Source organism: Deefgea piscis (assembly GCF_013284055.1).
Lineage (GTDB): Bacteria > Pseudomonadota > Gammaproteobacteria > Burkholderiales > Chitinibacteraceae > Deefgea > Deefgea piscis.
Window position 1 is genome coordinate 2,921,119 of the sequence record NZ_CP054143.1, and the last position, 16,680, is coordinate 2,937,798.

Consider the following 16,680-nt stretch of genomic DNA (forward strand, 5'->3'; position numbering starts at 1 on the left):
TGATTGAATTTTTTCATGTAAAACGTGACATCCCATTTATGAGCTACGGCAAGCTCACGACGGCGATTTCATTGGCGACCTTTGTATTGGCGGTGTTTTTCTTGGTCGCCAAAGGTTTAAATTTTGGTATCGAATTTACTGGCGGCACCGTCATGGAATTACGCTACCAAAAAGCCGCTAATCTCAATGAGATTCGCCATGAAGTGGATGCTTTAAAGTACGGCGAAGCACAAGTACAATCGATGGGTACCACCACCGATGTTATGCTGCGCTTACCGAATATTAAAGACAAAAATAGTGCTCAGCTTTCCAATGAAGTACTCACCGCGCTGCAAAAAAGTCGCAGTGATGTTGAATTGCGTAAAGTTGAATTTATCGGTCCATCGGTGGGCGACGAGCTATTCACGCATGGTTTAACTGCGCTTATTTTGGTGTGTTTAGGCATTATTGCGTATTTAGCAATGCGTTTTGAATGGCGCTTTGCCGTGTCGGCGGTGATTGCCAATATGCATGACGTGGTGATCATTTTGGGTTGTTTTGCCCTCTTTCAGTGGGAATTCAACCTCACGGTATTAGCTGGGATCTTGGCGGTATTGGGTTATTCGGTGAATGAATCAGTGGTGGTGTTTGACCGGATCCGCGAAAACTTCCGTCAACCGGCTTTGCGTGGCAAAACCGTACCAGAAGTGATCGACAACGCCATTACTGCGACCATTAGCCGTACCATCATTACCCACGGTTCAACCGAGTGCATGGTGTTATCAATGCTGTTGTTTGGTGGCGCTGCGTTACATGGTTTTGCCATGGCCCTTACCATCGGTATCGTGTTTGGGATTTATTCATCAGTACTTGTAGCCTCGCCACTGTTGCTGATGTTTGGCATTACCCGCGACAATATGATCAAGCCAGTCAAAGTGAAAGAAGAAGCGGTAGTTTAAGCGCCTTCAATCGCATACAATCAGCGCCGACGAACCTTCGTCGGCGTTTTTCTTGAGTCACTTCTGCGGAGCCCAGTATGGACTTTAATCTCATCAATATTTTCTTACATCTGGATGTGTATCTGGCGCAATGGGTTGCCCTGTATGGCGTTTGGATTTATGCCATCTTATTTGCCGTGATTTTTTGTGAAACCGGCCTGGTCGTCACACCATTTTTACCCGGTGACTCTTTACTCTTTGTCGCAGGCATGATTGCCGCAACCGGTGCAATGAATGTCCATTTATTAGTTGCGTTGCTGTTTATTGCGGCAGTGCTGGGTGATGCGCTCAATTACACTATTGGCAAATACTTTGGCCATCGTTTGTTTGCCAACAAAGATTCAAAAATTTTCCGCCCAGAATACTTAAGCAAAACCCACGATTTTTTTGAAAAATACGGTGGAAAGACCATTATCATCGCCCGCTTTGTGCCGATTGTTCGCACCTTTGCGCCGTTTGTTGCTGGTATGGCGGCAATGACGTACCGGAAATTTTTTGCTTATAACGTCATCGGTGGTGCGGCTTGGGTTGGCTCACTACTCTATGCCGGTTATTTATTGGGCGGCATAGAAATCATCCAAAAAAACCTCAGCGCGATTATCTTAGGGATTATTTTCCTCTCAATCTTGCCGGGCATTATTGAAATTGTGAAACACAAAATGGCGAAGGCGCCGACATGAACGAAACGTTTTACAATCAGAAAGATCGAATTCGCAGCGCATTTGATAAAGCCGCCAGTAGCTACGACGCAGCGGCAGTCTTACAAAGAGAAGTGGTTGACCGCTTATTTGACCGCCTCACAGTGATCAATATCGACCCCAAAGTGATTCTTGATGCCGGCTGCGGCACTGGCTATGCCCGTTCATTTTTACGGCAACGCTTTAATCATGCCCAGTATATTGAGCTTGATTTAGCGCTCAATATGCTCAAAGCGTCGCAGGCAAAAACCAGCACGCTCAAACAATGGCTGTCGGTTTTTGACAAAAACAAAGCCAATTCGCTTTGCGCCGATATTGAACAAATTCCACTAGCTGATGAATCGGTCGATTTAATTTGGTCCAGCCTGACGCTGCAATGGTGTAATACGCCCGATGCGGCGTTTAAAGAATTTAATCGCATCTTAAAACCCGGTGGCGTGATTATTTTTGCCACCCTAGGGCCAGACACGCTCAAAGAGCTACGTAGTGCATTTGCCGGCATTGATGGCCACCAACATGTCAATCAGTTTATTGATATGCATGATTTAGGTGATGCGCTGGTCAAACATGGCTTGACGATGCCCGTTATGGACATGGAGCACATTACAATAACCTATGCCAAAGCCAAAGATGTGATGCAAGATTTAAAACACATTGGCGCCAGCAATAAAATGGATGGCCGACCTAATGGCTTATTAGGCAAAGCGGCATGGCTAAAAATCCAAGCGCAATACGAAGTATTTCGTCGCAATGGCGTTTTACCCTGCACTTATGAAGTCGTGTATGGCCATGCTTTCAAACCGACATTAAAAAGCAATGCGCGTTCTGATGGCAGCCAAATTATCAATTTCCGTCCGAGAACTCCGTCAGAATGAGTAGCAAACTATTTTTTGTGACTGGCACAGACACCGACGTCGGCAAAACTGTAGCCAGCGCGCAGCTGATTCGTGGTTTTGTTCGGGCTGGATTTGATGCCGTGGGTATGAAGCCAGCAGCCTCGGGCTGCATCAGGTCTGGCGATATACTCATTAATACCGACGTAGAAATGCACCGCGCAGCCAGCAATGTCCAAGCACCGGCAGCACTCTGTAGCCCCTATTTATTCGAGCCGGCGATTTCGCCGCACATTGCGGCACACGAAGCCGGTATAGATATTGATTTACAACACCTAAAAAATTGCGCCGAGCAGCTAACCCGCATTGCCGATCGCGTCATTATCGAAGGTGCGGGCGGATGGTTTGCGCCTCTCTCGACTCAGGCAACGATTGCTGATTTGGCAACGGAACTACAAGCGCCGGTCATTATGGTGGTTGGCATGCGGCTTGGCTGCTTAAATCATGCCATGCTCACGGCCAAAGCCATTGAGCAGCAAGGCTTAACACTGGCCGGCTGGATCGCCAATCCAGTTGACCCTCTATTTAGCCGATACGCTGAAAATTTAGCGTATTTAAAACAACAGCTTGCCGCGCCATTACTAGCGGAGCTGAGCTATACGCCAGAGGCATTAAATGCCGCCATTTCGCCGGCCGCAATCGCGCAACTAGAACAATTTAAATCGCCGCCCGACTCTATTTAACGCCAATGAGAGCATTGCATGAAAAAAATAATTCTGATGAGCTTGTTGTTGATCTTACTGGGCGGCTGCAGCAAGCCTGAATTTAAAGGGGCCGACATCACGAATGGTCCAATTGGCGGCGATTTTAAACTCACTGATCACCACGGTAAGCCACGGTCACTGCAAGATTTTAAAGGCAAAGTCGTGGTTTTATTTTTCGGCTTCACCCAATGCCCTGAAGTTTGCCCCACCACACTCTCTGAATTAAAATCAGCAATGCAACAATTGGGCGAAAAAGCCAATCGCGTTCAAGTTTTATTTGTTACGGTCGATCCAGAGCGTGACAGCCAGACTATTCTTGCGGCGTATGTTCCAGCTTTTGATCAGCGATTTATCGGTTTACGCGGCAACGACAGTCAATTGGCTGATATTGCCCAAATATATAAAATCATCTATCAAAAGCAGCCACAGGGAGATAGTTATACGATGGATCATACTGCGGGTAGTTATTTAATCGATGCAGAAGGAAAAACCCGTGTCATGATTAATTATGGGGCCGGTGCAGCTGTATTTGCGCATGATTTAGATTTACTATTAACAGAATAAAAATATCAATACAGGATATACGATGTCAGATGAAGTGAATGGCGGCATTGCCCCAATTGGTGAGCAAGAAGACATTGCCCCCTACCGCATCACCGCCATTATGGAAATTGCCTTTGTATTGCGCAATTTAGCGCAAAGCAATGCCAATTTGGCGCTGTATTTTAATGCTGGGCGCGACATGATGTTGTCGCGCGTATTAAGTGTTGATACAAAAGCGCAGCAATTTATTATTGACGTTGGCGGACACGAGGCCACCAATACCGCGATCACCCAAGCCAGCAAAATCTTATTTGTCACGGCACTGGACAACGTTAAAATTCAATTCTCTGTTGGCCTTGCCAAACGCTGTCAATTTGAAGGCAAAGCGGCGTTTACGATTCAATTTCCCAACGATTTGATTAAATTACAGCGCCGAGAATTCTTTCGCTTACTCACCCCCATCACCAATCCATTGACGTGTGAATTAAGCCTCCCCAACTCGCAAAAAATGCAACTTGAGCTGCATGATATTTCTTTGGGTGGCGCTGGCATTTGGTTAAAAGAAGAGCCCAAAGATGAATTTCCGTCTGGTCTGGTTTTAAATCAAGTCAATTTTGACTTGGCCAGCGCTGGCTTTGCAAAAGTCGATATTGAAATTCGCTCTACACATTCAGTCACCATGGCCGATGGTAAAGTGCGCTGGTTATTAGGGGTGCGTTTTGTTGATTTGCCGCGCCCAATCGAGAATAGTTTGCAGCGTTTACTCGCTAATCTAGAGCGCGAACGTAAAGCCTTGATTGGTTAGTTTTAGTCTTTTTTAAGTTCTCTTTTGGCATTAAAACGCATCGATCTCTTCCTTGTACGCTATGCGCTATTGCTAATTTAGCGAAAAGAAAACTTAGCTGGAATCGATTGCCATGTGCAATCGATTTTTTTTGTTGCCCCCTTTGGATATCGTCATGCATAAGCCAAATCAGTTTGACCTAATGGGTCAGAAGCGTTTTCTACCGCTATTTCTCACTCAGTTTACTGGCGCATTTAATGATAATTTATTTAAAAATGCGTTTTTGGTGTTAATTGCTTTTCATGGACTCTCTACAGCGGGGCTCAATAGTGCGGTGCTAATTAATATGGCCGCCGGAATTTTTATCTTACCTTTCTTTCTGTTCTCAACGCTGGCTGGGCAACTGGCAGAAAAATATGACAAGGCGCTACTGGCACGTTGGATTAAAGGTTTAGAGATCATCATCATGCTGCTAGCGGGGTTTGGATTTATTTGGCACAACGCTGTACTCTTAATGGGCTGTTTATTTTTAATGGGGGTTCATTCAGCATTTTTTGGCCCATTAAAATATTCCGTTTTACCGCAATATTTAAAAAGTAATGAAATTCTCGGTGGCAATGGCTTAATCGAGATGGGCACTTTTGTCGCAATTTTATTAGGGCAAATTGCTGGCACATTGATTATTCAGCAGCAACCCTATGGTGAGATTTATATTATTATCGCCTGTCTTGGTTTTGCAATTATTGGCTACTTTTGCAGCCGTGCCATGCCTGCGGCGCCACCCACGGCACCAAATCTAAAAATCGGCTGGAATGTATTTGCTGAGACCGCAAAAATCCTTTCCCATACCCGAAAAAACAAAACCGTATTTAATAGCCTACTTGGTATTTCTTGGTTCTGGTTTTTTGGCTCAATTTATCTCACCCAATTTCCACACTTTGCCAAAGAAACACTGCATGGTGATGCATCTGTATACACATTATTAATGACCTTATTTTCACTTGGCGTGGCCATTGGCTCACTACTCTGTGAAAAGCTGTCTGATGCGACCGTTGAATTAGGACTGGTGCCATTTGGCTCAATTGGACTATCAGTCTTTGCCATTGATTTATTTTTTGCCAGCCAGAGCTTAGCCCCAGCTAGTTATACCGCCTATACATTCTTGACTGGTCTCTCTAGCTGGCGAATTATTATTGATATTTTATTAATCGGCGTTTTTGGCGGGTTCTTTATTGTACCTTTATACGCGCTAATTCAAATTCGCACTGAACATGAATTCACTTCCCGCGCGATTGCCGCCAATAATATTTTAAACTCATTGTTTATGGTTGTTGCCGCAGCAATGAGTATTGTATTGCTTGAAGCAGGCGTAAGTGTATCGCAGCTATTATTGCTCGCAGGCATTTTAAATATTTTTGTTGCGATTTATATTTACACTTTAATTCCAGAATTTTTAATGCGATTTATGGTATGGATTTTGACGCATACTTTATACCGAATCAAAAAAACAGGCGTAGAAAACATCCCCGAGCATGGTGCAGTGGTATTAACCTGCAATCACGTTAGCTTTATGGATGCGATGATTCTCGCTGGTGCAATTCGTCGCCCGGTGCGTTTTGTAATGGATCATCGCATTTACAATTTACCCATCATGAATTTCATTTGCCGCACTGCTAATGCTATTCCAATTGCGCCAACCAAAGAAAGCGCACAAATGAAAGACAGCGCTTTTACTCAAATCGCGCAAGCACTGGCCGACGGCGAAATTGTGGCTATTTTTCCTGAAGGGCGAATTACCAGCAACGGCAAAATCAATCGCTTTATGCCCGGCATTGAACAAATCATTAAAACCACCCCCGTACCAGTCATTCCAATGGCGCTACAAGGTTTATGGGGTAGTTTTTTTAGCCGTAAAGACGGCGCTGCCATGCTTAAGATGCCTCGCGGCATTTTCTCTAAAATCGGTCTCGTCGTTGGCAAGCCCATTGCGCCTGAATCCGTTACCCGATTAAATCTCGAGCAAGAAACACATGTATTGCGTGGCGATTGGCAATAAATATCGGCGTGATTTTCATTGCCGCATGCTGCGATATTCAATCGATTTACAGCAATTCCTAAGCAATAAACTATAAAAAAAAGGCCGCTATCTAAGCGGCCTATTTATTTATTCACCTACCATCAATTTTGATCAATCAGTTTTAAATGCATTTGCTGGTCTTGGGTACGAATATCAAAATGACGAATGATATTCATCCCCAGCAATACTTCATCACCCAAATTGGGCAACACCCCCACGCTGACGTTTTCAAAGCGAAATGGGCCAAAACTTAAGTCATTCAGTCGCGATTCGTAACCTTCCACCTCGCCATTGGCGGTGCGGGCAATAAACGAGTCGCCGCGAGGCAAATTTAGGCGCTCAGCCAAGCGTTCACTGAGCGTAATCGATGTCGCGCCCGTATCGAGCAGCAGCGTGACTGCGGCACCATTGATGTGGCCATTGATCCGAAAATGACCATCTCTGGCGCGCGGCAAAGTGAGTTCAGCGGCATTGCCAGATTGGACGATTTGCATTTTGGGTTGATATTGCTGAGCGATAAAGCTACTAAACACCCAATAAATCAACGACAACACCAGCGCCCAAACCAAGAAAATAGCCCAATTCGATCGCATAACTACCTCAGGGTATTGCCCGCTAGATCAATACCATCATAATTTCGCGGGCAATACATCATCACACAGACAGATTGTCGATTTCTTCGCTCACACTCACCCAAGCAAGCTCACGCTCGGCGAGCTTTTCTTTTAGCTTAAGTTCGCTGGCTAAGATTTTTTGCAACGCGTCTTTACGTTCAGGCAAATACAAGGTTTCATCGGCCAAAGTACTGGTAATGGTCGCTTGCTCAGCGCTAATTCGGGCCATTTCAGCTTCAATTCGCGCCAAATCTTTTTCCAACGGTTTACGCGCATTGGCCAATTTTTGCCTAGCTTCAGCTTCAAGGCGTTTTTGCTCTTTGCGATTCACCGTTGGCGCAACGCTATTGCTGATCGCATTCGCGGCAGCAACCACAGCGGATTTATCACTACTGCGTTTTTCTTGGCTGTAACGGGTGTAATCGTCCAAATCGCCATCAAAAGGCTGAACTTTACCGTCTTCAATCAACCAAAAATCATCCACCGTGGCACGCAAAATATGTCGATCATGCGATACCACAATCAAAGCACCATCAAAATCTTGTAGCGCAAACGTGAGCGCCTCACGCATTTCGATGTCCAAGTGATTGGTTGGCTCGTCAAGTAGCAACAGATTCGGTTTTTGCCAAATCAGCAAAGCCAAGGCCAAACGTGCTTTTTCGCCCCCCGAAAATGGCGCAATGGGATTGAGCGCCATCTGGCCGTGAAAATTAAACCCACCTAAGAAATTGCGATGCTCTTGCTCGCGGGTGGTTGGGTCGATTTTTTGCATATGCCACAGTGGCGACTCATCGATACGCAAGTATTCGAGCTGATGCTGAGCAAAATAACCAATTTTTAAGCCTTTGCCTTCGGTACGGATCCCCGACAGCAAATCTTGCTCGCCCGCCAATGAGCGAATAAAAGTCGATTTACCGGCACCATTCACCCCGAGCAAACCCAAGCGCGCTGAATTGTCGACACTCAGGTTGATACCCGACAAAATTGGGTGATCGGCACTATAACCTGCTGCGGCTGCCTCAAGTCGCACCAGCGGATTCGGGCTTGAATCGGGTTCGCGGAAAGAGAAATTAAATGGCGAATCCACGTGCGCTGCAGCGATTTTCTCCATTTTCTCAAGCGCTTTCACCCGGCTTTGCGCCTGCTTGGCTTTACTGGCCTTGGCTTTAAAGCGGGTAATAAAGCTTTCTAAATGGGCAATTTGTCGTTGCTGCTTATCAAAAGCTTGTGATTGCTGCGCTAAGCGCTCGGCACATTGATTTTCAAAGTCTTCGTAAGTACCGGTGTAAACGGTGAGTTGGGCGTTATCAACGTGCAAAATTTGTTTGATGGTGCTGTCTAAAAAGTCGCGATCATGCGAAATAATCAACAACATGCCAGGATAGGTTTTTAGCCATTCTTCCAACCAAACCACGGTTTCTAAGTCCAAGTGATTGGTAGGTTCATCGAGCAGCAATAGGTCTGAGCGGCACATCAATGCTTGCGCTAAATTCAAACGCATCCGCCAACCACCGGAAAAACTCGACACCGGACGTGAGTTTTCTTCTAAAGAAAAGCCCAAGCCGGCTAATAACTTGGCCGCGCGCGCTTGCGCGGTATAGCCGTCAATGGCTTCAAGGCGAGCAAATAGCTCACCGTGCGCCATGCCGTCATCATCGGCATCGTAAGTAATCGCGGCAATTTCGGCTTCGATTTTACGTAGCTCAATGTCACCATCAAGCACGTAATCAAGTGCCGAACACGGCAATGCAGGGGTTTCTTGCGCCACGTGCGCAATCGCCACCCGAGGTGGCATTTCTAAATCACCTTCATCAGCATGAATTTCATCACGCAATAAGGCAAAAAAACTGGATTTACCCGCGCCATTGGCTCCAACTACCCCAGTTTTTGAGCCAGGTTGTAGTGTGAGTTCGACACGATTAAGGAGCACCTTGGTGCCGCGACGGAGTGTGAGTGTTTTAAGTCTGATCATGGGGCAAGATTCTAACAGAGCTAGCCGCCTTGATTGCCTTTGCAACAAGGAAAATTACCCAGTTTACGGAAAAATAATGCCACTTGAATGCATCTAACGCGAAGATCGACCCAAGCTATGCATATCAACGCAATAAATAACGGGGTTGACCATCAAAGAACAGTAGTCGGGCACGATGAAGATCGTGACCAATAACGGCGCAGCACGATCAAGAACACAAATGGATCGTCGCCTGCCCAACCGCATCAGCTCAAGCCCCTTTCCACGCCATCCTTTGTCAATCAACTCATTTCAAATTGCTTTTTAATGCATCCAAAGCTTGATCCATTAAACTATTGCCGGCTTGAATGCGGCGAATTCGACCGCTATTGAGCGCCTCGAGCAACTCGGCATGTAAAAAGGCTTGGCTATTGCCACCATGGCGATTGGTAAACAAATAACGCGTGGCCTTCGGGCTAATCCACGACAAACGTAAGCGTAAAACTTCATTTTGCTCACCGACCCACTCCACCCACTCACCCCGAATGGGAAAATCACTGTGCGGCGGCAAAGGTTCACACTGCTCGGCCTCTTTATTTTCTTTAGCGGTTTCAATGTCGCTCGACGGCAAAGTCAGCTCGGCAGGTGCCGCCACCGGCGCGACGGCTGGGCGTAAACCATTGCGAATGGCTGCAGCATGGCAATGCACTAATTCGGCAAAAAACGACTTGGCTGCCGCATCGCTCATGCCCTGTTCGCGAGCAATGTCTTCTAATGATTTCAGCATGCCGGGCAACACATTGACCAAGGCAAAGCGCGCATCGGCGCCTTGTTTGGCTTGAACGCTCCAAATCAAATCGTCCATGGTTTTTAGGGCAGCGATAAATTCTGGCGCATTCTCACCCACAATACCAAAGCGCTGCGCTAAAGCGAGGGGCCAATATTGCGCAAGAAAATCTCGTACCAAGGCTGGCATATCTGACTGACTCAAGCGCGACTGCACCAAGGCCTCGCTGGTGACCGTTGCCAACTCGGCCATCTCGTTTTGCAATAAAGCCTGCGCATTGCTGTGCAACGCGTCTTCAAGCGCCGCAACTTCCGCATCTTGCAATGCTTTAAGCGCGACCAATGCTTGATCAAAAACAGCGATATCATCGGTAAATTGCTGGCTTATCTGAGTAACAATGACGGCAATTTGATCGTAACGCGCGTCGCCAGCCAACATATCGGGCGCGTCGAGGGTGATTTCTGCCAAGGTATCGAGCAAAACTCGTGCACTGTGTTTTTTATTGGCAAAAAAACCAGCATCCAGCATCGCCACTTTCAAAATTGGAATTTGTAGCCGTGCAATCAAGCCCTTGATCGACGCCGAGAGTCGCGCATCATCAAACATGCGCTCAAACAGTAAAGCAATGAGCTCTAAGGTCATTGCATCCATTTGCGGTAGATTTTTGGCCCAACCAGAATGCCGTAACACGCCCAATATATTGCGCTCAAAAACCGCCGCATCGGCGCCATTGAGCGCACTCGCCACTGGCGGCTTATGTTGCAACACATCCAAAAACGACATCCAACCCGGCGCGGCCTCGACTACATTTTCGGCTAACGGTGCTTGAGCTAAATGCGCTAAATGCGCCGCTAATGGCATGGGTGCCGCTACGCTCGAGCCCAGTGCGGCATCGACCGCACCGACACCGGCTTGCGGCTCAAATGAAGATGCAGCATGGCTTTGGCGCTTGATCGAGCCAGGCATCACGCGCTCAACATTTTGCGCAATTAAGTATTGATTGACGTGCCGATAAACGTCGGCCACTTGATTAGACAGCTCGTTTTCAAAGGCTTTTAGCGCCACTAAACGGGCATCAATCCCCGTTTCAAGCTGTTTACATGCCTGCATAAATGCATCGCAAATGGCTTCTGGCGAGAGCGGATTGATTGCGCCATCGGCTTGCTCGGGCATTAAGCCGGCAAAACGCTGCTCAAGCTCGGTCAGCGCATCGCCTCCGGTATGTTTAAAGGCTTTAACAATTAAATCTGCCGAAAGATGCTCTTCATATTCTTCGTTGGCCACCAAGCTGAGTTGATCTGGATGGGCTTGAACACGATAAAACGGACTACCCGCTTCTGAAGCATCAGCAGTCGCCGTCTTACTCATGCGATCATTAAAACTCGACAAAAAATTGCGCTTAAACTGCTCCGCCAATATCTCGCGCTTTTGGTGTGTTTCTTCGCGTGCCGCAAAATAATCATCGCGCAGTTTGCGATCAAACGTCGTATCGGCCAACTCAAAATAAGTATCTTCTAGCCGCTCAAAAAAACCTTCCATGGATTGGCTTAACATTTTTAACGCCAAATCACGGCACATGAGCAACATTGGATCGACATCGGTCGATGCGGTCATGACGGCTGATGTGGAATCAGCAAGGATAGAGCGAACTTGGCTCATGCTACGGCCTCTTTGTTGTCTGCGGACAATGCACACATTAGCATTCAATAATATAGAATTATTACCCATTGGTCATTTTTATTGTGCGTTTTGTTCAAACACTTATTACTTCAAGGCTTTATGACTCTGTCACCAAAGCAATTAAGCCATTAAATAGGTGGTAACCCTTGTTGGAAGGAGTTGCAACTCCGTCTACAGTGGAGGACTGCATCCAGTCGATAGGCCACAGTCAAAATGAGCACAAGCACGCCTTTGCAAGCCCTACAAACGTGGGCAACAGAACATGTTTCAGGCGACATCGCCACGGCGCTACAACAATATTACGCCAACGTGCCCGAGGACGATTTACAGTCCCGCGCTACAGAGGATTTAGCCGGCGCGCTACTCGCGCACTGGCGCATGGCGGCACCACGCCAACCTCAGCAACGCCTAATTCGCGTTTACAACCCCAATTTAAGCGAGCATGGCTGGCAATGCCCGCACACTGTGATTGAAATTGTCCAAGATGACATGCCGTTTTTAGTCGATTCAGTGGGTATTGTGCTAGCACGTTTAAAATACACGGCGCATAGCGTTATACATCCGGTATTTAAGGTTTTACGCGACGCTGAGGGGCGAATCACTCAACTCGACCCAAAAGGTTGTGCCGAATCATGGATGCACTTTGAAATCAATCGCATCAGTGATGCCGCTAGCATGGCCCACATCGAGCAGGAGATTAATCAAGCGCTCGACAGCATCGCCATCTCAGTTGCGGATTGGCCAGCGATGACCGATCGCGTCATGGCGGCACTTGAGCAATTACGCAGCGACCCGCCACCACTACCGCGCTCAGTGGTCACTGAAACCATTGCCTATCTTGAATGGCTACTGTCAGGTCACTTTGTTTTTCTCGGTCTGCGCGACTACCAATTTAGCGGCGAGTCACTTAATGTTGTGGCGCACTCAGGCAAAGGCCTGCTGCGCGACAACGGCTTAGCTCAGCCCTCTCATATCTGGGCTAGCTTATCGCCGGATTTACGGCAAATCGCCTACACGCCCGATCGCTTACTCATGCTCACCAAGTCAGATCATCGCTCCATGGTGCATCGCCCCGTTTACTTAGATACCGTTCTGCTTCGGCATCTGAATGCCGACGGCCAATTGATGGGCGAATTACGCATTGTTGGGCTGTATTCTGCCAGCGCGTATACCGCACCACCGCGGCAAATCCCTATTCTGCGGCAAAAAATTGATCATGCCATGGCGTTGTGTGGCGCAGAATTAACCGGTTATCGTGGCAAAGCCTTGCTCAATGTATTGGACACTTATCCGCGCGATGAGCTCATTGAAATCGAGGTCGCTGAATTGGCACGCATTGCCAATGGCGTGGTCAATTTGCATGAGCGAAATCGGGTTCGCGCGTTTTTTAGAGATGATATTTACCGTCGCTATGTATCGGTGATGGTCTTTGTGCCGCGCGACAACTACAGCACCGATGTGCGCATCAAGATTGGCAATCTCTTAATGCAGCACCTCAATGGCAACGCCACTGAATTTAATGTATTACTGAGCGACAACCCTCTAGCGCGAATTCATTACATTGTTCGCCGCTCGGCCGTTAGCGACACGCAATACGATGCAAAAGCCATTGAAATCGAAATTGAACACTTGGCGCAGCGCTGGCAAGACGGTCTGCATCAGCAATTAATTCAAAGTTTTGGTGAAGAAAAAGGCGGCACGCTACAACAAAAATACTTAAATGCCTTCCCTGCCGCCTACTGCGCAGATTTTTCCGCCCGCGTGGCCATTCATGATGTCGAGGCGCTAGAGCGAGCATTGCAATCGCAGCAATTGGTCGCCACCCTCACGCCAGGCAGTGCACTTGACGAAATGGTATGGCGCTTAAAGCTCTACCAACACCAGGCCATTGAACTCTCTGACTTTTTGCCGCTGCTTGAGAGCCTAGGCGTGCGCATTCTTGACGAGCGCCCTTACACCATTCATTTTGAACAGCAAACTGCGTGGATTGTCGACATCGGCATTCGCCTACCGGCACAAGCTTCGCTTGAATCGGCAGAACAACGGCTACGGTTTTTAGCGGCTTTTATCGCGCTTTCAAAAGGCGCGGCAGAAAACGACAAGCTCAATCAACTGATTTTGCATAACGGTTTGGCTTGGCGTGATGTACTGATTTTGCGTGCGTATTCGCGCTTTTTAAAGCAAGTCGCGCTCAAATACGATATGGACACCATCGCCGATTGCTTATTGCGCTACGGCACACAAGCTCAGCAATTGGTGCATGCCTTTGAACTACTGCACCATCCACAACAGGCCGAGCCTGCGGTCGCTGAAATCACGCTGGAAGAAATCGCGCAAGCAGCGCGCGCCATGCCCAATATTGATGATGAAAAAATCATTAGCGGCTTACTGTCGGCAATACAAGCCACGCTGCGGACCAATTTTTATCAAGACAACGGCAACAAAACTTACTTATCGCTCAAAATCGCCTCCGGCCAAATGCCGATGATGCCGCAACCGGTACCGATGTTTGAAATTTTCGTGTATTCACCGCAAATGGAAGGCGTGCATTTACGCGGCGGCAAAGTGGCGCGTGGTGGCTTACGCTGGTCCGATCGGCGCGAAGATTTCCGCACCGAAGTGCTGGGCCTGGTGAAAGCGCAAATGGTTAAAAACACCGTGATTGTGCCGGTAGGCTCCAAAGGTGGTTTTATTGTTAAAAATCCTCCGCTGGAGCGCGAGGCCTTGCTCGCTAGCGGCGTAGCCTGCTACCAAACCTTTATTCGCGGTTTACTGGATTTAACCGACAACTTTATCAATGGGCAAATCATTCCACCGGCCAATGTTTTGCGCCGCGACGGCGACGATCCTTACTTGGTGGTTGCCGCCGATAAAGGCACTGCAACTTTCTCCGACATCGCCAACGCCATCTCGCAAGAATATAACTTCTGGTTGGACGATGCGTTTGCATCGGGTGGCTCAGTCGGTTACGACCATAAAAAGATGGGCATTACCGCCCGAGGTGCTTGGATTTCTGTCGAGCGCAGCTTCCGTGAAATGGGCATCGACACCAATACTGACGCATTCACCGCCGTCGGCATTGGTGACATGTCGGGCGACGTGTTTGGCAATGGTTTATTGCGCACACCAACCATTCAACTGTTGGCTGCATTTGATCATCGCCACATTTTCTTAGACCCACAGCCCGATAGCGCCGTGGCTTTTGCTGAGCGTGCTCGCATGTACGCGCTGCCGCGTTCTTCATGGGCCGATTACAATCCAGAGCTCATCTCAGAAGGCGGCGGGGTATATGCTCGCACCCTGAAGAAAATCAAAATCTCTGAGCAAATACGTCAGCGATTGCAAATCGAAGATGCCGAGCTTGAGCCTGACCAGCTGATTCAGGCGCTACTCAAGGCGCCGGTTGATTTGCTCTACAACGGTGGCATTGGTACTTATGTTAAGTCCAGCGCACAAACCCATGCCGAAGTAAATGATCGCAATAACGACGCCGTGCGCGTTGATGGTCGCGACTTACGCTGCAAAGTCATTGCCGAGGGTGGGAACTTAGGCTTTACGCAACTCGGCCGCATTGAATACGCGCTCAACGGCGGCAGAATTCATACCGACGCCATTGATAACTCTGCCGGGGTGGATTGCTCAGACCATGAAGTAAATATCAAAATTTTACTGGGCCGCATCGTCGCCGATGGCGATTTAACGCTCAAGCAACGCAATGAAGTGCTCGCTAGCATGACCGACGAAGTCGGCCATTTAGTCCTACGTGACAATGAATTACAAACTTTGGCCATTTCGTTAGAGTTCTCGCAATCATTATCCTTGGCCTCAGTTCATTTGCGCCTCATGCAATCGATGGAAGCGGCTGGCAAGCTATCGCGTCGTATTGAATACCTGCCAAGCAATAATCAGCTCATCGAACGTCAAGCGCTAGGACTGGGTCTTTCTCGCCCGGAAATAGCGGTTTTGATGGCTTACGCCAAGATTGTAATCAAGCAAAACTTACTCGATGAGTCGTTAATTGACGACAGCAAATGGAATCAGCGACTGACTCAATACTTCCCGAGCCGCTTGCGTGAATCTTTTGCCGCGCAACTCCCTTTGCATCCTTTGCGACGTGAAATCATTGCCACCGTGCTGACTAATCACATTGTTAATCGCTTTGGTACCAATTCAGTTTATCGCTTACAAGAAGAAACCGAGCGCAGCTGCAGCGACATTGTCGACGCTTTAATCGCCGCCGAAAGCTTGCTTGATAGTGAAACGCTGGCGCTTGAAATTGAGCAAAACGCCGATCAATGCAGTAGCGAAGGTCAAAATACGCTACTACTTCAAGTTCGCCGCCAAACTGAGCGTGTCGCACGTTGGCTGTTGCAGCAAACCTTAAGCAAGCCGGCGCTCGATCATATGCGCACTTGTGCGGCGCTAGCCCTACCGCAACTACCACTGTGGCTAACTAGCAGCCCAAGCCATCAAACACAGGCGCTGCAATGGCAAGCCGCAGGTGTGAGTGGCGGATTGGCCATGAAAGTGCTGGCAGTCCAAGAAGCACAATCCTTGCTTGAGCTAAGCCAGTGCAGCAATGACTCTGGGCAGCTGGCAGAGCACATGCGAATGTATTTGGCACTGGGTGAGGCTTTAGAGCTGAAATGGTTAGCACTCGCCATCGAGCAATTGCCGCGTGAAAGCCGCTGGCAGACGCTCGCTCGTTTGGCGGTGCGCGATGACTTGCAACGCCTACACAAAGAGCTATTTATGCAAGCATGGCAACAAAGCCCTGACAACTTGAGCGAATGGCTGGCGCAAAACAGTAGCGCTCGCGAGCGAGTCAGCGCCATGTTTACTGAGCTACGTGCAGCCAACCCAGATTTGGCGATGATTTCAGCGGCACTGCGCGAGCTACGCCACCGATTAATCGTTAAAACTGCACTTAGCGAGGTTTAGTTATGCATTTCCGCTACTGCGAAGGCGCACA

The 16,680-nt window shown here is 48.1% G+C and carries 11 protein-coding genes; 8 read left to right on the plus strand and 3 right to left on the minus strand.

Translation table 11 applies throughout. The features are described from left to right. Positions 1-2: 2 nt before the first annotated feature. The 7 genes from secF to HQN60_RS13710 all read left to right on the plus strand — a co-directional run bounded on the left by secF (position 3) and on the right by HQN60_RS13710 (position 6,655). Positions 3-938 (plus strand): protein translocase subunit SecF, encoded by a 936-nt coding sequence (secF, locus tag HQN60_RS13680; RefSeq protein ID WP_173534719.1) that lies wholly within the window; start codon positions 3-5, stop codon positions 936-938. 77 nt (positions 939-1,015) lie between these two features. Beyond that, positions 1,016-1,657: a DedA family protein gene (locus HQN60_RS13685; RefSeq protein WP_173534180.1), complete on the plus strand. Its 642-nt coding sequence runs from the start codon at positions 1,016-1,018 to the stop codon at positions 1,655-1,657. Then, positions 1,654-2,550 (plus strand): malonyl-ACP O-methyltransferase BioC, encoded by an 897-nt coding sequence (bioC, locus tag HQN60_RS13690; RefSeq protein ID WP_173534181.1) that lies wholly within the window; start codon positions 1,654-1,656, stop codon positions 2,548-2,550. Before HQN60_RS13685 ends, bioC begins: the two co-directional genes overlap by 4 nt. After that, entirely contained in the window at positions 2,547-3,251 is a 705-nt protein-coding gene (gene bioD, locus HQN60_RS13695; protein ID WP_173534182.1) for a dethiobiotin synthase, read from the plus strand. The genes bioC and bioD overlap by 4 nt, the downstream gene beginning before the upstream one ends. Positions 3,252-3,269: 18 nt before the next feature. Further along, complete coding sequence (locus HQN60_RS13700) at positions 3,270-3,836, plus strand: SCO family protein (protein WP_173534183.1); 567 nt, start codon at positions 3,270-3,272, stop codon at positions 3,834-3,836. Positions 3,837-3,858: 22 nt separating this feature from the next. Then, positions 3,859-4,620 carry a flagellar brake protein gene (locus HQN60_RS13705; RefSeq protein ID WP_173534184.1) on the plus strand — a complete coding sequence of 254 codons (762 nt, stop codon included), beginning with the start codon at positions 3,859-3,861 and terminating at the stop codon, positions 4,618-4,620. A 154-nt stretch (positions 4,621-4,774) separates the two neighbouring features. Continuing rightward, entirely contained in the window at positions 4,775-6,655 is a 1,881-nt protein-coding gene (locus HQN60_RS13710) for an MFS transporter (protein WP_173534185.1), read from the plus strand. A 122-nt stretch (positions 6,656-6,777) separates the two neighbouring features. Here the strand turns inward: HQN60_RS13710 and HQN60_RS13715 are convergent, their stop codons facing one another. The 3 genes from HQN60_RS13715 to HQN60_RS13725 all read right to left on the minus strand — a co-directional run bounded on the left by HQN60_RS13715 (position 6,778) and on the right by HQN60_RS13725 (position 11,687). Next, entirely contained in the window at positions 6,778-7,269 is a 492-nt protein-coding gene (locus tag HQN60_RS13715; RefSeq protein WP_173534186.1) for a retropepsin-like aspartic protease family protein, read from the minus strand. Positions 7,270-7,330: 61 nt separating this feature from the next. Next, on the minus strand, positions 7,331-9,262 hold the full coding sequence (locus HQN60_RS13720; protein ID WP_173534187.1) for an ATP-binding cassette domain-containing protein: 1,932 nt from the start codon (positions 9,260-9,262) through the stop codon (positions 7,331-7,333). Positions 9,263-9,548: 286 nt separating this feature from the next. After that, positions 9,549-11,687 carry a DUF1631 family protein gene (locus tag HQN60_RS13725; protein WP_173534188.1) on the minus strand — a complete coding sequence of 713 codons (2,139 nt, stop codon included), beginning with the start codon at positions 11,685-11,687 and terminating at the stop codon, positions 9,549-9,551. 234 nt (positions 11,688-11,921) lie between these two features. Between HQN60_RS13725 and HQN60_RS13730 the strand changes: the two genes are divergently transcribed. Next, on the plus strand, positions 11,922-16,649 hold the full coding sequence (locus HQN60_RS13730) for an NAD-glutamate dehydrogenase (RefSeq protein WP_173534189.1): 4,728 nt from the start codon (positions 11,922-11,924) through the stop codon (positions 16,647-16,649). The last annotated feature ends 31 nt before the right edge of the window (positions 16,650-16,680 follow it).